The sequence below is a fragment of the Nonomuraea sp. NEAU-A123 genome, from assembly GCF_018603905.1.
Taxonomy (GTDB): Bacteria; Actinomycetota; Actinomycetes; order Streptosporangiales; family Streptosporangiaceae; genus Nonomuraea.
In genome coordinates, this window is the sequence record NZ_JAHFZZ010000005.1 from 501922 (window position 1) to 519378 (window position 17457).

18 protein-coding genes are annotated in these 17457 nt (G+C 70.4%); 6 read left to right on the forward strand and 12 right to left on the reverse strand.

Annotated elements, in window-relative coordinates; all coding sequences use genetic code 11:
• Positions 1-24 precede the first annotated feature (24 nt).
• From KLK06_RS18075 to KLK06_RS18105, 7 genes are all read right to left on the reverse strand, one after another.
• Positions 25-777 (reverse strand): SDR family NAD(P)-dependent oxidoreductase, encoded by a 753-nt coding sequence (locus KLK06_RS18075; RefSeq protein WP_214636629.1) that lies wholly within the window; start codon positions 775-777, stop codon positions 25-27.
• On the reverse strand, positions 774-1571 hold the full coding sequence (locus KLK06_RS18080; protein ID WP_250905559.1) for an ABC transporter ATP-binding protein: 798 nt from the start codon (positions 1569-1571) through the stop codon (positions 774-776). The genes KLK06_RS18075 and KLK06_RS18080 overlap by 4 nt, the downstream gene beginning before the upstream one ends.
• Positions 1572-1587: 16 nt before the next feature.
• Positions 1588-1965, reverse strand: a complete 378-nt coding sequence (locus KLK06_RS18085; protein ID WP_214636630.1) for a hypothetical protein — start codon at positions 1963-1965, stop codon at positions 1588-1590.
• The gene (locus KLK06_RS18090; protein WP_214636632.1) at positions 1965-2495 is read right to left on the reverse strand and encodes a hypothetical protein; all 531 of its coding nucleotides are present in this window, start codon (positions 2493-2495) and stop codon (positions 1965-1967) included. Before KLK06_RS18090 ends, KLK06_RS18085 begins: the two co-directional genes overlap by 1 nt.
• Before the next feature lie 90 nt (positions 2496-2585).
• Positions 2586-2819 carry a hypothetical protein gene (locus KLK06_RS18095; protein ID WP_214636634.1) on the reverse strand — a complete coding sequence of 78 codons (234 nt, stop codon included), beginning with the start codon at positions 2817-2819 and terminating at the stop codon, positions 2586-2588.
• Positions 2820-2833: 14 nt separating this feature from the next.
• Positions 2834-3118: a hypothetical protein gene (locus KLK06_RS18100; protein WP_214636636.1), complete on the reverse strand. Its 285-nt coding sequence runs from the start codon at positions 3116-3118 to the stop codon at positions 2834-2836.
• Positions 3064-3336, reverse strand: a complete 273-nt coding sequence (locus KLK06_RS18105) for a hypothetical protein (protein ID WP_214636637.1) — start codon at positions 3334-3336, stop codon at positions 3064-3066. The genes KLK06_RS18100 and KLK06_RS18105 overlap by 55 nt, the downstream gene beginning before the upstream one ends.
• Positions 3337-3453: 117 nt before the next feature.
• Here KLK06_RS18105 and KLK06_RS18110 point away from each other — a divergent pair, with 117 nt between their 5' ends.
• Both KLK06_RS18110 and KLK06_RS18115 read left to right on the forward strand, forming a co-directional pair.
• Positions 3454-4110, forward strand: a complete 657-nt coding sequence (locus KLK06_RS18110) for a response regulator transcription factor (protein WP_214636638.1) — start codon at positions 3454-3456, stop codon at positions 4108-4110.
• On the forward strand, positions 4107-5354 hold the full coding sequence (locus KLK06_RS18115) for a cell wall metabolism sensor histidine kinase WalK (protein WP_214636639.1): 1248 nt from the start codon (positions 4107-4109) through the stop codon (positions 5352-5354). The genes KLK06_RS18110 and KLK06_RS18115 overlap by 4 nt, the downstream gene beginning before the upstream one ends.
• Before the next feature lie 87 nt (positions 5355-5441).
• Here the strand turns inward: KLK06_RS18115 and KLK06_RS18120 are convergent, their stop codons facing one another.
• Positions 5442-6314 carry an alpha/beta fold hydrolase gene (locus KLK06_RS18120; RefSeq protein WP_308168311.1) on the reverse strand — a complete coding sequence of 291 codons (873 nt, stop codon included), beginning with the start codon at positions 6312-6314 and terminating at the stop codon, positions 5442-5444.
• A gap of 329 nt (positions 6315-6643) precedes the next feature.
• Between KLK06_RS18120 and KLK06_RS18125 the strand changes: the two genes are divergently transcribed.
• On the forward strand, positions 6644-7369 hold the full coding sequence (locus KLK06_RS18125; RefSeq protein ID WP_374197129.1) for an alpha/beta fold hydrolase: 726 nt from the start codon (positions 6644-6646) through the stop codon (positions 7367-7369).
• A 31-nt stretch (positions 7370-7400) separates the two neighbouring features.
• Positions 7401-8678, forward strand: a complete 1278-nt coding sequence (locus KLK06_RS18130; RefSeq protein WP_214636642.1) for an FAD-dependent monooxygenase — start codon at positions 7401-7403, stop codon at positions 8676-8678.
• A gap of 332 nt (positions 8679-9010) precedes the next feature.
• Here the strand turns inward: KLK06_RS18130 and KLK06_RS18135 are convergent, their stop codons facing one another.
• From KLK06_RS18135 to KLK06_RS18150, 4 genes are all read right to left on the reverse strand, one after another.
• Positions 9011-9649, reverse strand: a complete 639-nt coding sequence (locus tag KLK06_RS18135) for an HNH endonuclease family protein (protein ID WP_214636643.1) — start codon at positions 9647-9649, stop codon at positions 9011-9013.
• A 230-nt stretch (positions 9650-9879) separates the two neighbouring features.
• Positions 9880-11367 carry an SDR family oxidoreductase gene (locus KLK06_RS18140; RefSeq protein ID WP_214636644.1) on the reverse strand — a complete coding sequence of 496 codons (1488 nt, stop codon included), beginning with the start codon at positions 11365-11367 and terminating at the stop codon, positions 9880-9882.
• Positions 11368-11490: 123 nt separating this feature from the next.
• The gene (locus tag KLK06_RS18145) at positions 11491-12507 is read right to left on the reverse strand and encodes a LacI family DNA-binding transcriptional regulator (protein WP_214636645.1); all 1017 of its coding nucleotides are present in this window, start codon (positions 12505-12507) and stop codon (positions 11491-11493) included.
• Positions 12491-14920 carry a glycoside hydrolase family 3 N-terminal domain-containing protein gene (locus KLK06_RS18150; protein ID WP_214636646.1) on the reverse strand — a complete coding sequence of 810 codons (2430 nt, stop codon included), beginning with the start codon at positions 14918-14920 and terminating at the stop codon, positions 12491-12493. The genes KLK06_RS18145 and KLK06_RS18150 overlap by 17 nt, the downstream gene beginning before the upstream one ends.
• 195 nt (positions 14921-15115) lie before the next feature.
• Between KLK06_RS18150 and KLK06_RS18155 the strand changes: the two genes are divergently transcribed.
• A complete protein-coding gene (locus tag KLK06_RS18155; RefSeq protein ID WP_308168312.1) occupies positions 15116-16534 on the forward strand; it encodes an extracellular solute-binding protein in 1419 nt (472 codons plus the stop codon).
• Positions 16531-17457: a carbohydrate ABC transporter permease gene (locus KLK06_RS18160; protein ID WP_374197123.1), complete on the forward strand. Its 927-nt coding sequence runs from the start codon at positions 16531-16533 to the stop codon at positions 17455-17457. The genes KLK06_RS18155 and KLK06_RS18160 overlap by 4 nt, the downstream gene beginning before the upstream one ends.

Consider the following 17457-nt stretch of genomic DNA (forward strand, 5'->3'; position numbering starts at 1 on the left):
GGCGGGGCCGTGATCCGCACCGTTTCAGCGCAGGTAAGAGGCGCCGTTGAGGTCGAGCACCGTGCCGCTGACGAACTCCGCCTCGGCCGAGGCGAGATAGCGCACAGCCGCCGCCACCTCCTCCGGCTGGGCGATCCGGCCGAACGGGCTCTGCGCCTCGACGCCGGCCCGGTTCTCCTCGGTCAGGATGGAGGCCGCCATGTCGGTCTCGACGAACCCCGGCGCCACCGAGGAGACCGCGATGCGATGCGGGGCGAGCGCGATGGCCAGCGACTGGCCCATCGCGGTCAGCCCGGCCTTGGCGGCGGCGTATCCCGGCGCCTGCGGCTCACCCCGGTAGGCGCCGCGGGAGGCGACGTTGACGATGCGTCCGCCACGGCCGCGCTCCACCATGTGCCGGGCCACGCACCAGGAGACGTTCGCGGCGCCGATCAGGTCCACGTCGACGGTCCTGCGCCAGATTCGCTGCCAGGAGGCGTAGTCCACGGTCAGCGGATCGTGGAAGAGGTAGACGGCGGCGTTGTTCACGAGCACGTCGATGCCGTCGAGGGCGTCGATCGCCGCCGAGACGAACGCGGCGACGGCGTCCGGATCCGCAATGTCTCCCTGGACGACGGCGTGGCCGTCGCCGTCGAGCGCCGTTCTGGTCTCCTCCGCCTCGTCGGGGGAGTTCCGGTGGTGGACCGCGACCCGGTCGCCTCCGGCGGCGAAGATCTTGGCGATCTCGCGGCCGATCCCACGCGACGATCCGGTCACGAGTACGCCTCGGCTGTTCACGATTGACCTCTTTCACCCACAGGCTGCCGTTTTAACACGCTGCCATGCAGATTAGGGGCAGGCCTCGGACTGCTTCGCAGCGGTCCCGGCCGAAGGCGATCAAACCCGGCGGGCGGCACAACGCCCCCGCTTCCTCGTCCGTCACGGCCCACAGTTCGGGGCCGCCCAGGTCGTTGGCGTACGTCTGACGCTGGGCGGTCGTCCACGCCCATGCCCCCGAGGCCCATGCTTCGGCCAGGGGGACCATGTGTTATCTGGTGCTTCTCACCTGTGCCGCTGACGTTGGTGGGCTCGTCGGCCAGGAGCAGCGGCGGATCGCCCGCCACGGCCCTGGCGATGGCCACGCGCTGCCGTTCCCCGCCCGACAGCTCGTGCGGCTCGTGGTCCATGCGGTGCTCGAGGCCCACCCGCTTGAGCGCCACCGCCGCGCGGCGGTGGCGCTCGGCCCTGCTCAGGCCGGTGTACATGAGGCCGTCGGCCACGTTGTCCAGCGCGGGGACCCTGGCGGCCAGGTGGAAGGACTGGAAGACGAACCCGATCGTGGTCGCGCGCAGCGCCGAGAGCTGGCTGTCGGACAGCTTCGAGACGTTGTAGCCGTCGATGCGGATGGTCCCGGACGACGGCCGGTCGAGGGTGCCGACGACGTTGAGCATGGTCGACTTGCCCGACCCGGACGGGCCGACGATGGCGACCAGCTCGCCGTGGTCGATCCGCAGTGACACCGACTTCAGCGCCGCCACCCCGCCCGAATACGTCCTGGACAGGTCCGTCAGCGCGATCATGGGGTACGTCATTTCGGCATCCCCACGGTCATGCCCTCGGTGAGCCCGCCCCCCGAGACCTCGACCCGTCCCCCGGCGAACATCCCCGTCTCGACGGCGATGTAGCGCGACCTGCCGACCTCGATGAGGTCACGGGGCCGTAGCCGAGCTCGCCGTCGGCGTCCCTGGTGTCGTTCAGGGTCTGCCTGGTCACCGTCGTGGTGGCGGGGGGCAGGGCTGCGGCCGGCTGCGTGGGACCGGCACCGCCCTCGAGCAGGCCCGTGCTGTTGACCGCGACGAACCCGCCGCCCGCCGCCGCCACTGCGATCAGCAGCCCGGCCACCACCTTGCCCCTGCCACGGCGGCGGCGCTGCCTGGGAGGCGTGGTTTCCGGCTCCGTCTTGCCGTCGATGGTGGCCATCGCCATCAGGAACCTCCCGGGCCGGCGTCAGCGGACTCCTTCTGGCACTTCTCTTCCGCGGCCTTGAAGTCGGGGTCCTCGCCGGCCTCCTGGGTGATGCGCATCATGCCGCCCTCGGGGTCGGGATAGGCCTCGACGCCGTTGTCACGCATGCACTGCGCGAGCTTGCGCAGGTTCTCGGCCATCTTGGGGTCGTTGCGGACCTGCTGCTGGCCGCTGGGGGCGTACTGCCTGCACGCTTCCTGAGCCGCCTGGACCTTCTCCTGCGGGGCGTCGAACGTCATCGTCATCTTGCCGCTGGAATCGGGGTCCGGCATGTCGACGCCGTTCTCCCGCATGCACTGGGCGAACTTCAGCGCCTTGCCCTGCGAGTCCGCGCTCGGCTGGGCGCTGGACGCGGCCTGAGTGCCGGTGCCGCCGTTCACCGAGGCCACGTCCGCGCCGCCGCCGCCGCCGTCGCCGGAGCCGCAGCCGGTCAGGAGCAGGGTGAGCGCGAACGGTGCCGTGACCAGCGCGCTGAGGACTCGTCGTCTCACGGGAACTCTCCTTGTCGAATGAACCGTCGGATGAACGTTGTTCGAGGTTGGGGCTGGATGCCCTCGGCATTCTTGGCGGATGACCCCCGGTTATTGGCCGGGGCAGAGCACGGCTTCGGCGGCCTTCTTCATGGCGTCACCGACGGCCATGGCCTTCTCGTTGTCGACCTTCAGCGTGGCGGCCATCGCGAACTGGGTCCGGCCGTCGGCCGAGGAGAAGGTGACGGAGCTGATTCCGGGCAGGCCGCCCGAGGCCGAGGAGACCGTTCCGCCACACAGCTCGGGGAAGGGCCGCGGCAGCTGCTTCTGCAGGTCCGACGGCACCAGCTTGCCCTGGTTCAGTGCGCGGTAGAAGGCGCTGACGTCGTGCGCGGTGGAGATCGCTCCTTCGGGGGCGGTGGTGGCGTTGAGCCGGTCGACGTCGCGTGGCCTGCCCTTGGCGTCGGGGTAGTAGCCATGCCCGTCCGCGCGGCCTTGACCAGGTCGATCGGCTGGTAGGAGGTGGTGAAGTCGAAGACGTCGAACTTCCCGCTTTCGGCGAAATCGGGGATGCCCGAGGTGTGGCGGATCAGCTGCTGCACGGTGATCTCGCCGGCCCGATCCACGTAGTCGTGTTCGGCCATCCCCGGCAGGAGGCTGCCGTCCCCTGGGCCACCCGCTTGCCGTCGACGTACACCTCGCCGATGGCGCCCACCACTCCAGCCGTCTTCGCCAGATTCCTGATCGCTTGCTGGACGTCTCCCAGCCTGGCCTGGTCGGCCGCGGTTGCGGGTGCGGGGACGCTCAACGCCAGCATGGCGGAGGCCAGCCCGGTCAGGCCGACCGTTCGTGCACGGCTCATCTCGTCGTGATCCTCTCTGCGGGACTTGAGGGTGATCACATTTACCGGCCGGCGCTTATCGGCGGGCGATCGGCGGACCATACGTGTTCCATATGCTGACGTTGCGATACTGCCCGGATGCGTGTGCTCCTGGTCGAAGACGAGCAGCCTCTCGCCGGCTACATCCAGGCGGGGCTGCGCAAGCACGGCTTCACCGTCGACGTCGCCCTGGACGGCCAAAGCGCGCTGGACAAGTGCGAGCTCACCCCGTACGAGGTGGTGGTCCTGGACCGGGACCTGCCCATCGTGCACGGCGACGCCGTCTGCCGCCGGCTCGCCCAGCAGGGCGAGTCGCGGGTGCTGATGCTGACCGCCTCCGACGCCGTGGATGACCGGGTGAGCGGGCTGATGCTGGGCGCGGATGACTATCTGGGCAAGCCGTTCGCGTTCTCCGAGCTGGTCGCCCGGGTGCACGCCCTGGTACGGCGCAGCGCGCCGGCCCGCCCGCCGGTGCTGCGCACCGGTGGGGTGAGCCTGGATCCGGCCCGGCGCAGCGCCGAACGGGACGGCCGGCTGCTGCGCCTGACCCCCAAGGAGTTCGGCGTGCTGGAGCAACTGCTGGCCGCCGGCGGTGACGTCATCAGCGCGGAAACGCTCCTGGAGAGGGTGTGGGACGAACACGCCGACCCGTTCACCAACGCGGTCCGGATCACCGTCGGCACACTGCGCCGCAAGCTCGGCGACCCACCGCTGATCGAGACCGTCATCGGCGCCGGTTACCGGATCGGCCCGTGAAACTGACGGCCCGGGCCCGGCTCGCCCTGCTGCAGACCGCCCTGGTGCTCACCACCGGAGCCGCGCTGACCGGGCTGACCTACCTACTGATGAAGCGGCGCCCCGCCCTCGTCACCCACCTGGACCCCACCGGGCCAGACCCACAGGGCACGCTCCAGCTGGTGCCACCCCAGACGCAGGACCTGCACGATCTCGCCGATCGGGTGCAGGCCGACACCCTGGCCGCACTCCTGCCCCAGGCGGGCCTGGCGCTCATCATGGTGACCGCCCTGGCCGCCGTACTGGCCTGGCTGGTGGCCGGTCGGGTGCTGCGGCCGATCCGCGTCATCTCCGCCGCCGCCCGCCGGTCGTCGGCCGAGAACCTCACCGAACGGGTTCCGGTCACCACCCCCGCCGACGAACTGTCGACGCTGGCGGGCACGGTCAACGACATGCTGGACCGCATCCAGCGCGGCATCGCCGAGCGGGACCGGATCCTGGACAGCCAGCGGCTGTTCACCGCCAATGCCGCCCACGAGCTGCGTACGCCGCTGACCACCGCGCGCACGGCGATCGACGTAACCCTGGACGGAGACCCCAGCCACGCCGAACTGCGCGCGATGGCCGGCGACGTCCGTAACGCCGTCGAGCACATGCAACGCGTCCTGAACGGGCTGCTGCTGCTGGCCCGCAGCCAGGCCGGGCTCACCGCACGTGAACCGGCCGACCTGGCCACTCTCGCGGCCAGCACCCTCGACACCGCCCAAGCACGAGCGGCAGCCGCCGACGTCACGGTACAACCCCGGCTCCGGCCGGCACCGGTCAACGGCGAACCCGTCCTGCTGGAACGCATGATCGGCAACCTGGTCGACAACGCGATCCGCTACAACCAGACCGGCGGCCACCTGACCGTCGACACCGACACCGCAGGCGGACGCGCGGTCCTGCGCATCTCCAACACCGGCAGGAAGATTCCGCCCGGCGAGGCGCAGACGCTGCTGGAACCGTTCGTGCACGGGCAAGGTATCCGCAGCCGCACCGACGGCCTGGGCCTGGGACTGACGATCGTCCGCGCGATCACCCTCGCTCACCGGGGGCACATGGTGGTCACTGCCCACACCGGCGGTGGCCTCGACATCACCATCGACCTGCCGCACAACTCGAGCGACGGCAGAGCCGTCGGCACGATGACGCGATTGCGGTCGCCGCTCACACCTGGCGTCCACCATGCGCTCGGCAAACCAGGGAGCCGTCCCCCTGAATGAGCGCACCCAGCGCCTATGGGATGCTGAACGCCACCGGCGCCAGGTACCGCACCGTAGCCGGGTCCCGCCATGGGCGCATCATCTCGTTCAGTGCGCCTGGGTGGTGTGGCTCGCGGTGAAGGCCAGCAGAAGCGCGGCGGTCCGCGGCGGATCCTCCATGATGGGCGAGTGCCCAACGCCGGGCAGCAACTCGACTTTCGCGCCCGGAACGGCGCGGTAGTCGGTGGCGGAGGAGGATCGCCATCTCCGGTCGTCCTCACCGAAGATCACTAGCAGCGGCTTGCCGAGGGGAATCAGCCGATCGGGGAGCGCGCGCTGCTTCACATAGTCGTCGCCGGTCTGCGTTGTCGCGATGAGGGCGTGGTAGGTCATGCTGCGGGCGTCGTCCACGACCGCCTGCGGGACCTCGTAGTCGCGGCGGCTGAACGCGGTGCTCGCGGCGTTGCGGATCAGGCTGTCAGTCCGAAGCCGCCACAGCAGCTGTCCGATGACGGGGGCGTACAAGAGCCCGCCGACGCCGCCGCTTGACATGGCGGCGTCCAAACGGGGCGCGGTGTCGATGAGCACGAGCGAGGTCACCAGGTCGGGGCGTTGCTCGGCGAGGGCGGTGGCGACCGCGCCACCGGTGGAATGGCCGACCACTGTGGCGTGCCCGACGCCGAGCAGGTCCATTGCCTCACCGACCCGGCGTCCCTGCTCCGGCATTCCGTAGCCACCGCCGGCCGGTTTGGCCGACTGGCCGTGCCCGAGCAGGTCGATCCGGATGACGCGATGGGACTTGGTCAGCAGCGGAACGAGCGCGTCCCACGAGCGGGTCGACGCGGCGAGCCCGTGGATCAGTACGAGTGCCGGGGCATCGGCGGGGCCGTCCTGGCGCACGTAGATGTTCCCGCCGTCGAGGGGCAGGGTCGGATTCCCACTGGCCTCGGCGCTCTGCCGCGTCACCACCTCCGCGTTCACGAGAAGCAACCCGACGACGACGAAGAGGACAGCCGAGGCGATCAAGAGGCGCCGCCGGCGCCGTGCCGCGCGGCTCACATCAGCCTGCCGGTGCGGAAACCGCAGGTCAGCGTTGTCGAAACAGCGGAGTCATCGAGCCCCAGGGAAATAATCATGGGCCTACTGTCGCCGCCGGTGCGCGCCGGTATCTTGGACAAATGTTCCGGACAGTCGGCTCGCCTAGACGAATTGCGGGCAGGCGACGTCCCACACAGCCGCACCGTGCACAAATGTCCGCACCGTCCCATGCTGCGCGGGCCGACTGAGGGGAACATTCGTCCAATCCACCACTGCGCACCGGCGGCGACAGTGGGCTCATGACCATTTCTGAGGTACCGCTGCTGACCCGATCCCATCGCGTCATCCGGATCGACCTGCTCGGGCACGGCCGGTCAGCCAAGCCGGCCGATCGTAGTTACGCGACCCCGGACCAGGGACGCCGGGTCGGCGAGGCAATGGACCGGCTCGGCATCGAGCACGCCATAGTCGTCGGCCATTCCAGCGGCGGCGCGGTCGCCACCGCCCTCGCCGAACAGCGACCCGACCTCGTGACCGCGCTCGCGCTCATCAACACCGGACCCAGCCTGAACGCCTTCATCCCATCGGAGTCCGCCGCGATCGAACCCGCGCAGTGGCCGCCGACCGACGAGCAGATCCGCCAGTTCGCGAGCACCGGATTCAGCCGCGCGGGCTACCAGATCCCACAAGAGCTCCTGGACGAGGTGCGCGCCATGACCTACCACACGCTCACCGCGACGATGCAGGGCACCCGCCACTACCTGGAGCAGCAGGCGCTCCCGGATCGGCTGACGGCCCTCGGCAAGCCGCTCCTGGTGATCTTCGGCGAGGACGACCGCAGATGGCGATCCTCCTCCGCCGCCGACTACCGCACCGTTCCAGGCGCGAACGTCGAGTTGCTGCCCGGTCTCGGACACTCACCCATACTCGAGGATCCGCCGCGGACCGCCACACCCCTCCTGGCCTTCAGCGCGAGCCACGCCGCACAGACGGGCTGAACGAGACATTTGGGTGTAAGGAGACATACTCATGCGGATTCTCATCTCCGGCGCCAGCGTCGCCGGTCCGGTGCTGGCGTACTGGCTCACCAGGCACGGCTTCTCCGTCACCGTCGTCGAGCGCGCGCCGGCTCTGCGCAACACTGGCGGCCACGCGGTCGACCTGTTCCGGCCCGCGATGAACATCTCGGAGAAGATGGGCGTGCTCCCGCGCGTCGAGGAGCGGGCCACCGGCGCGAACCGGATGACCCTCTGCCGGGAGGGCGCACGGCGTCCCGTCCGGGTGAACCTCTCCAAGATCTTCAGCGCCGCCTCCGACCGGCACGTCGAGATCATGCGCGACGACCTGAGCGAGATCTACTACGACGCCGCGTGCGACGACGTCGAGTACGTCTTCGGCGACTCGATCACCGCGATCTCGCCCGACGGCGAGGTGCGGTTCGAGAACGCCGCGCCGCGCCGCTTCGACCTCGTCGTCGGCGCGGACGGGCTGCACTCCAACGTGCGTCGCCTCGTCTTCGGCGACGAGTCCCGCTTCAGCGCCTTCATCGGGGCCTACCTCGGGGTGCTGACCCTGCCCAACGTCTCCGGCCTCGGCGGCGAGCTCCTCATGCACGTCGGCGTCGGCCGCACTGCCGGCATGTACGGCGCGCGGCACCTCGGCGACGCGCGGGCGTTGTTCCTGTTCCGGAGCGAGCGCGAGCTCGACTACCACCACCACGACGTGCCCCGGCAGAAGGAGCTGCTGCGCGGTGCGTTCGAGGGAATGCACCCCGACGTGGACCGCTGGCTGGACGAGCTCGACCGCACCCCGGCGTTCTACTTCGATTCGATCACCCAGCTCCGCATGGATACCTGGTCGCGGGGGAGAGTGACGCTCGTCGGCGACGCGGGCTACTGCCCCGGCCCGGCCGTCGGCGGCAGCACCAGCCTGGCCGTCGTCGGCGCGTACGTCCTCGCCGGGGAACTGGCGCGGGCGGGCGGCGACCACGAACGAGCCTTCCCCGCGTACGAGCGGGCGATGGCGGAGCATGTGCGCGGCAGCCGCGCGGTCGCGCTGAGCGTGGCGAAGACCCTGGTCCCCACGTCCCGCCTCGGCGTCTCGGGACTGGCCCATGGCGCCCGCCTGATCTCCGCCCTGCCCGCAGGACCCAGCCGCGCCCTCCTCCGCCTCACCACCAAGAGTGCACGCCTCTACAACTCCATGACCGTCGATGACTACCCGCCGTCGCCCACCGCATCAGGAGGCCGGGTCGGCCTCGCGGGCGACCCCGGAGGTGGCCTCGGGAGCGGGCTCCGGGTGGAATGAGGAGTGCTCGCCGCCCTGCTGCCAGCCCGGCCTGCGAACTGGTGAACAAGCAGCCCAACCCACGCCCGCGAGATTGCTACGACTGATCACGTTGCGGGTGCCCTTGATCATCGGTCGTTAGCGCGCTGGTCGGTGACGGTTTCCGGGGATTCGGGTGGCGTCGATCGACCGGACGGCGTACCCGAAGTTCACGCGGGCGCCTCCTCAACGACGGCGTCTCCGTCACCGAAGGCGATCAAACCCGGCGGGCGGCACAACGCCCCCGCTTCCTCGGAGGCGTTGTGCCGTGAGCGACTGCCCCCAGAACGGCTGTGCCGTTGGGGTGGGCAGGGTCAGCAGGAGGCGAGCATGCTGCTCAGCGCCGTCTTTTCCGCGCTGTCGAGGCTCAGGCTGTAGTACCACTTGACCTGGATCCAGGATCGGGCGTAGCGGCAGCGCTCGCCGGTGAGCGGCGGCTGCCATTCGGCCGGGTCCTGGTCGCTCTTGGACTGGTTGACGTTGTCCGTCACGGCCCACAGCTCGGGGCCGCCCAGGTCGTTGGCGTACGTCTGGCGCTGGGCGGTCGTCCACGCCCATGCCCCCGAGGCCCACGCTTCGGCCAGGGGGACCATGTGGTCGATGTCCACGTCGGAGGCGGCGGTCCAGGTCGCGCCGTCGTAGGGGCTGTACCAGGTGCCGGAGACGGCCGCGCAGGCGGAGTTGGTCACCACGTTGGTGCCGTCCCGCTTGAGGACCTCCTCGCGGGTGTTGCAGGTTCCGCTCTGGGTGATCCAGTGCGGGAACAGGTCGCGGTCGTACGTACTGCTGTGGGATTCGGCGGCGACGGTCAGGGTCCCGAGGCGGGAGGCCGCGGTGGCGGCGGACGGGATGTTCGGCGGGATCGCCGCGGCCGGTTGCGTGGTGATGGCCAGGGTCAGGACGGTCGCGCAGGTGATGCTGAAGGCAGCCGATAACGCACGCTTGAGGTGCATGAGGGGTGGCCCTTCTGCCGCCGTCCTCGGACGGGAGCAACTGCCTCGTCGGGGGCGAGGAGGGCGGGCACCTTGACGGTGACAGCGTCCGGTTGGTCCATAAATGGCCAGGTTTGCCGAGCGACGAAGTGAGCGTTGGGCTATTCCTGACACTGGTCGTCATGGCGCCGCCGTCGGGTAAGTCAACGTTGGAGTACCGTTCACCGGCCTGTCGCAGGTGGCGGGGCGAGCTACCTGACGCGGCCGGCGCCGGACCGCTCCGACCGCGCTGCCGCGGCGGCCATGTTGACCGGGATCCGCCCGAAGATCAGCCCGTGGAACGGCGAGATCGCCCACCAGTACAGGTGGCCGAGCAGCCCGCGCGGATGGAAGATTGCCCGCTGCGTGTAGAACGTGCGGCCGTGCGCCACGCTGACCCCCAGCTCCAGCCAGGCGAGGCCGGGCAGCCGCATCTCGGCGCGCAGGCGCAGCAGCCGGCCTGGCAGCAGCTCCTCCACCCGCCAGAAGTCGACCGAGTCGCCCACGCGCAGCCGGTCGGGGTCGCGTCGGCCGCGCCGCAGTCCCACGCCGCCGACGAGCCGGTCGAGCAGGCCGCGCAGGCGCCACGCGACAGGCAGGGAGTACCAGCCGTTCTCACCGCCGATGGCCTCGATGACCCGCCACAGGGCCTCGGGACTCGCGTCCACCGGGCTGCTGCGGCGGTCGATGTAAAGGCTGCCGCCGGCCCAGCCGGGGTCCGTCGGCAGCGGATCGCTTGGCGCGCCTGGCGTGGACGCCGAGGACCAGCGGGTGGTGACGTCGGCCTCCTTGATCTTCATGAGGGCCAGGGAGACGGCCTGGCGGAACCCGATCAGCCCCTCCTCAGGATCGGGTACGTAACGCGCGATGTCGTGCTCGTGGCAGACGGCCGCGTTCCGCACGGACTCGACCAGCGGACGCGCGATGCCCGCGGGCACCGGGGTGACCAGGCCGACCCAGAGACTGGACAGCTTGGGAGTGAGCACCGGCACCGGGATGATCACCCGCGAGGGCAGGCCGGCCACGGACGCGTAGCCGTGCATCATGTCGGCATAGGTCAGCACGTCGGGACCGCCGATGTCGAAGCCCCTGTTCACGGTGCCGGGGACGGCCGCCCACGCCACGAGGTAGCGCAGCACGTCGTGTACGGCGATGGGCTGCGTGGGGCTGCGTACCCAGCGTGGGGTCGTCATGACCGGCAGCCGTTCGGTGAGGTATCGCAGCATCTCGAACGACGCGGAACCGGAGCCGATGATCACCGCGGCGCGCAGCACCACCGCCGGTACGCCCGCCCGCAGGAAGATCTCGCCCACCTCGGCGCGCGAGCGCATGTGCGGGGAGAGCACGTCGGTGAGGTCGCCGGTGAGCCCGCCGAGGTAGACGATGCGCCGCACTCCCGCCCGTTCGGCCGCCGCCGCGAACGTACACGCGGCCAGGCGGTCCCGGTCGGCGAACCGGCCGGCGGTGCCCATGGCATGGATCAGGTAATAGGCGATCTCGACCCCTCGCAGAGCCTGGACCGTTCGCTCAGGGTCGGTGGCGTCCGCCTCGGCGACCTCGGTCCGCCCGGCCCAGGGCAGATCGCGCAGCCGCGCCGCCGACCGCACCATGCACCGGACGTCGTGACCGGCGGCCAGCAGTTCGGGGACCAGCCGTCCCCCGATGTAACCGGTCGCCCCCGTGACCAGGCAGCGCGCCATCGACGCCCCCTCGCCGTCCGCAGCCCCTCTGAACTGCTCCGTTCCCTGTCACTGTGTCCTCATGCCTGCCACGCCGTCTATGCGCGACCACGGTGCGGGACTACTAGGCGGACATGCGGGTCGTCAGAGTGCCGGAGCCGTCGACCCCCGGACGATCAGCTCGGTGGCGAGTTCGACGTGGTGAGAGTCGATCTTCTCGCCGGCCGCCAGGCGCAGCGCCGTGCGTACGGCGACGCCGCCCATCTCGCGCAGCGGCTGGCGGACGGTGGTCAGCGGCGGTGAGGCCATCCGGGCGAGCTGGGTGTCGTCGAAGCCCACCACGCTGAGGTCCTCCGGGATGCGCAGGCCCCGCGCCCGGGCGGCCTCCATGACCCCGAGGGCCGTCTCGTCGCTGCCCGCGAAGATCGCCGTCGGCGCCTGGGCCAGGTCGAGCAGAGCCGCGCCGTTGACCACGCCGTCCTGATAGCGGAAGTGCCCTGCCCGTACATAGCCGGGAGGCACGGGCACCCCCGCGGCCTCCATGGCGGCGCGGTAGCCGTGCATGCGGGCCTGGTTGCAGGCCGCGGTCGCCGGGCCGCCGACGTAGGCGATGCGCCGGTGCTCCAGGGAGAGCAGGTGCTGGGTCGCGGCGAGGCCGCCGGCGAAGTTGGTGGAGCCGATACTGGTCACGCGGGTGCGCGGCAGGTTCAGCGGGTCGATCAGGACCAGCGGCAGGCGTGCCCGGGACAGGGCGGCGAGCTGCGCGGAGGTCAGTTCGCTGGTCACGGCGATCAGCGCCCGCCGCCCGGCGGAGATCAGGTCGCGGGCCCAGGCGGCGGTACGGTCCTCACCTCTCCGGATGCTGAGCACGATCCCGACGCCGACCTCGGCCCCGCCTTCGACCGCGCCTTGGATGATCTCGGTGGAGTACGCGGTGAAGTCCGCGTCGAACTGCACTTCGATCGTGGCGCTCCCGGTCGCCTCGACGCGGCGCGGTGCCGGGGCGACATAGGCGTGCTGCTGCAGCAGTGACTGCACCAGGGAGCGGGTCGCCGGCGCGACGTCGCTGCGGCCGTTGAGCACCTTGGAGACGGTCGCGACGGACACGCCGGCCGAGGCTGCGACGGTGGCCAGCGTGGCCCGCCTAGGACTGGCCGGCATCTCGGCCCTCCTGCTCGCCCGTAGCAGGGCCCACCTCCACGGGCGTGACGAGCCGCCGGCCCCGGCCGACGATCCGCAGCGGGCCGGTCAGCCGTATGACGGCGCGGCACGGCAGGTCGGCCGCGGACGTGCCGACGAGCACCTCGACGTCCCCGGGCTCGACGATCCGCCGCAGGTCACGGCCGGTGAAGGAGGTCCGATCCGCGTGTACGCGGAAGCGCACGTCCGTGCTCGTACCGGGCTCCAACCGCACCCGCGCGAACCCGGCCAACTGCCGCACCGGCCGGGTGACCTGGGCGAGAACGTCGTGCAGGTACAGCTGGACGACCTCCTCACCCGCTCTGCCGCCGGTGTTCCGGACGCGGACCGACACGGTGAACTCGCCGTCGGTGGGCACCTCGGCGTCGCTGACGCGCAGATCGCCGACCTCGAAGGAGGTGTACGAGGTGCCAAACCCGAACGGGAACAGCGGAGTCGGGTCGAGATTGCTGATGCCGTGGCTGTTCGCGCCCAGCGGCGGCTGCAGGTAGGTGCCCGGCTGCCCGCCCGGCCCGCGGGGGATCTGCACGGGCAGCTTGCCGCCGGGCTGGACCCGTCCGGAGAGCACGCCGGCGATCGCCGCAGCGCCTTCCTCGCCGGGCATGAACGCCTGTACGAGCGCGGCGGCCCCGGCGTGCACCTCACCCAGCGCGTACGGGCGGCCCGAGACGACGACCACGACGACCGGCGTCCCCGTGGCGGCGAGGCCGGCCAGCAGGTCCTCCTGCACCCCGGGCAGCCGCAGATCCTCGGCGTCGCAGCCCTCGCCCGAGGTCCCGTGCCCGAACAGGCCCGCCAGGTCGCCCACGACGGCGATGCACAGGTCCGCCTCGCGGGCCGCGTCCGTCGCGGCGGCGAAGCCCGAGCGGTCCTCGCCCCGCACGTCGCAGCCGCGTTCGTGGACGATCTCGGCGTGCGGCAGTTCGGTCCGCAGGGAGTCGAGGAGGCTGGGCGCGTCGACGCCGAGCCCGAGGCCGGGGTGGCGGGGCAGGACGTGGTTGGGGAAGGCGTAGCACCCCATGAAGGCACGCGGCTCGGCCGCGGAGGGTCCGACGACCGCGATGCGACGCGGCTCGTCCGCGCGCAGGGGCAGCGTGGTGCCGCCGTCGAGCAGGATGATGGACCGCTCGGCCAGCTCGCGCGCCAGCGCCCGGTTCGAGGGTGAGTCCAGGTCCACGGCGGCCGCCGCGGACACCGAGCCCTCGGGCGTCCAGTCCTGATCGAGCAGCCCCAGTTCCACCTTCTGGGTGAGCAGGCGGCGCGCCGCCCGGTCCACCAGCGACTCCGGCAGCTCGCCCCGGCGCACCCGCTCGACCAGGTGCCCGCCGAAGCCGAGGGTGTCGGGGAGTTCGACGTCGATGCCCGCGGTGAGCGCCAGGACCCCGGCCTCGTCGGTGTCGGCGGCGACCTCGTGCATCGTCGCCAGAAACGGGATCGCCCAGTAGTCCGAGACGACGGTCCCGGTGAATCCCCACTCCTCGCGCAGCAGGTCGGTCAGCAGCCAGGAGTCGGCCGCGGCCGGGACGCCGTCCACGTCGGAGTAGGAGTTCATCACCGAACGCGCGCCGCCCAGAACGATGGCCGCCTCGAAAGGCGGCAGGATCATGTCCATCAGTTCGCGGCGGCCCATCGGGACGGGACCGTGGTTGCGGGCCGCGCGCGAGGCCGAGTATCCGGCGAAGTGCTTGAGGGTGGCGATGATCCCGGAGCTCTCCAGGCCGCGGACATAGGCGGCGCCGAGCATCGCGACGAGATAGGGATCCTCGCCCATCGTCTCCTCGACCCGGCCCCAGCGGTAGTCACGCACGACGTCCAGCACGGGGGACAGGCCCTGGTGCGCGCCCACGGCCCGCATGTCCCGCCCGATGGCGGCGGCCATCCGCTGCACGAGCTCGGGGTCGAACGTCGCGCCCCACGCGATGGCCGCGGGATAGACGGTCGCGCCGTAGGTCGTGAATCCGGTGAGGCACTCCTCATGGACCAGCGCCGGAACGCCGAGCCGGGAACGTTCGACAACAGTGTGCTGGAGCCGGACGACCTCCGCGGCGCCGTCCGCCGCGGTCACCGGCGCGCTGCCGAAGATCCGGGTCAGATGACCGAGCCCGTGACGGCTCGCCTCCTCAAGGGGGATGGTCCCGGACGCGGCGAACACGTCCTGCATGGGCGCCACATTGAGGCTCACCTCGGGGTCCGGATCGGGCTGGTCGGTGAGCTGCATGTCGTTGCCGACCCACCGGCTGCCGAGCTGGCCGACCTTCTCTTCCAGGGTCATCTCCGCAAGGAGGGCGTCGACGCGCTCGGCCACAGGGAGCGTCCGGTCCTGCCACGGACGCAGGATCCGGTCCGCCGCGGGGGTCCGATCTACAGCTGTCATCTGCCGCTCTCCTTAGTCCCGCAATGTTTCGCAATGTTTCGACGCGCTTCAGTGATCTTTGCGCGTGGAGATCGCCGGTGGATTACTGGGTCTTGACACGTCAACAGCCGAAACCTAGATTGACGGCCGCGCGGTCATTTCGCAAATGTTTCGAGAACCTACTTAAAGGGCGGATTGGAGGAGAGGCATCCGGGGGTGCTGATCCACGACCGCCGGCCACCGCATCCGATGATCAACGAGCCGCGGCGCAGCCCCCGGCATTCGAGTACGGAGATCAGCGTGGAGTCCAGGAACACCTCTCGCCGCACCTTCCTCAGCCTCTCGATGGGCCTGCCCCTGGGCGCCGCGCTCGCCGCCTGCGGCAGCTCCGGCCCGACCCGCCCCGGCGGCGCCAGTGGTGGTGGCACCAAGGCCACTTATTGGTATCTCTCCACGCAGCCGCAGGAAGGCATCCGCACCGCCGCCATGGAGCGGTTCAACAAGGCCAACCCCAATGGTCAGATCGCCGGGACGACCTTCCAGAACGACGCCTACAAGACGAAGATCAAGACGGCGATCGGGGCCGGCCAGGCGCCCACCATCATCTGGGGCTGGGGCGGCGGCGGCCTGCGCAGCTACGTGCAGGCCGGCCAGGTCGAGGACCTCACGTCGTGGTTCGGGCAGAACGCCGCGGTCAAGGACCGGTTGTTCCCGTCCTCGTTCGGGGCCGCGACGGTGGACGGCAAGATCTACGCGATGCCGTGCGAGACCGTGCAGCCGATCGTCCTGTACTACAACAAGAAGCTCTTCGAGCAGATCGGCGCCCAGCCGCCCCAGTCCTGGGGCGACATCATGGACTTGGTGCCCAAGTTCAACGCCAAGGGCATCGCGCCGTTCTCCCTCGGCGGGCAGTCCCGCTGGACGAACATGATGTGGCTGGAGTTCCTCTTCGACCGCATCGGCGGTTCCGAGGTGTTCCAGGCCGTGTTCGACGGTCAGAAGGACGCCTGGTCCAACCCGGCCGCCATCGACGCCCTGACCAAGATGCAGGCCCTGATCAAGGCCAACGGGTTCATCAAGGGCTTCTCCTCGATCACCGCGGACTCCAACGCCGACCAGGCGCTGCTGTACACCGGCAAGGCCGCGATGATGCTCCACGGCGGCTGGACGTACGGGAGCATGTCCACCGACGGCGGCGACTTCGTCTCCGGTGGCAGCCTCGGCTACATGAACTTCCCGCCGGTCGACGGCGGCAAGGGCGACCCCAGTGACACGGTCGGCAACCCCGGCCAGTACATGTCGATCTCCTCCAAGGCGAGCCCGGAGCAGAAGGAGATCGCCAAGAAGTTCTTCGCCTCGGTGCTCTCGGACGAAGAGGTCAAGGCGTGGGTCGGCATCGGCTCGGTGCCGATCGTCAAGGGCGCTGACAGCGCGTTCGGCTCCTCGAAGGACGCGGAGTGGCTGAAGTTCGTCTACGGCATCGCCAGCAATGCCAAGACCTTCGCCCAGTCCTGGGACCAGGCGCTCAGCCCCACGGCGGCTGAGGTGCTGCTCGACAACATCGCCAAGCTGTTCCAGCTGTCGATCTCACCGCAGCAGTTCACGTCGAACATGAACGCGGTCATCGGCAAGTGACCGCGCTCCCGACCTCCCACGGGCGGGGGGCGCCGCAGGCCGGCACACGAGGGGCCCGCAACGGGTCCCTCGCGTGGCTGACCGTTCCGGCGCTGCTGTTCTTCGTCGGCTTCGGGGTCGTCCCGCTGATCGGGGTCCTCGCGCTCAGCTTCACCACCTGGGACGGGATCGGCGACATCCGCTTCTCGGGCTTCGACAGCTGGCGCGCCGTCCTCACCGACCCCGGCCTGCCGCACGCGCTGTGGGTGACGTTCCTGATCATGGCCCTGTCCTGGCTGGTGCAGACGCCGGCGAGCATCCTGCTCGGGGTGTTCCTGGCCGGCGCCCAGCGCTACCGCGCGCTGCTGTCGGTGCTGTACTTCATCCCGCTCCTGCTCAGCTCGGCGGCCATCGCCATCACGTACAAGGCGCTGCTCGACCCGAACTTCGGGCTCGGCGCCGGACTGAAGATCGGGCTGCTCACCCAGGACTGGCTCGGCAGGCCCGTCCTCGCCGTCAGTGTCGTGGTCTTCGTGGTGTCCTGGCAGTTCATCCCGTTCCACTCGCTGATCTACCAGGGCGGCGTACGGCAGATCCCGCGGTCGATGTACGAGGCCGCGGAGCTGGACGGCGCGGGGCGGATCCGCAAGTTCTTCAGCATCACCCTGCCGCAGCTCAAGTACACGATGATCACGTCCTCGACCCTCGTGGTCGTCGGCTCGCTGACCTTCTTCGACCTGATCTTCGTGCTGACCGCGGGCGGTCCGGGCGACGCCACCCGGGTGCTCGCCCTGGACATGTACAAGCGGGGGTTCCAGGCCAACCTCATGGGCCCGGCCAGCGCGATCGCCCTCATCCTCGTCTTCGTGGGCCTCGCCCTCTCGCTGCTGCTCCGCCGGCTCGGCGGCGGCAAGTCCGACACCAGCCAGTTGGAAGGGGCCTGA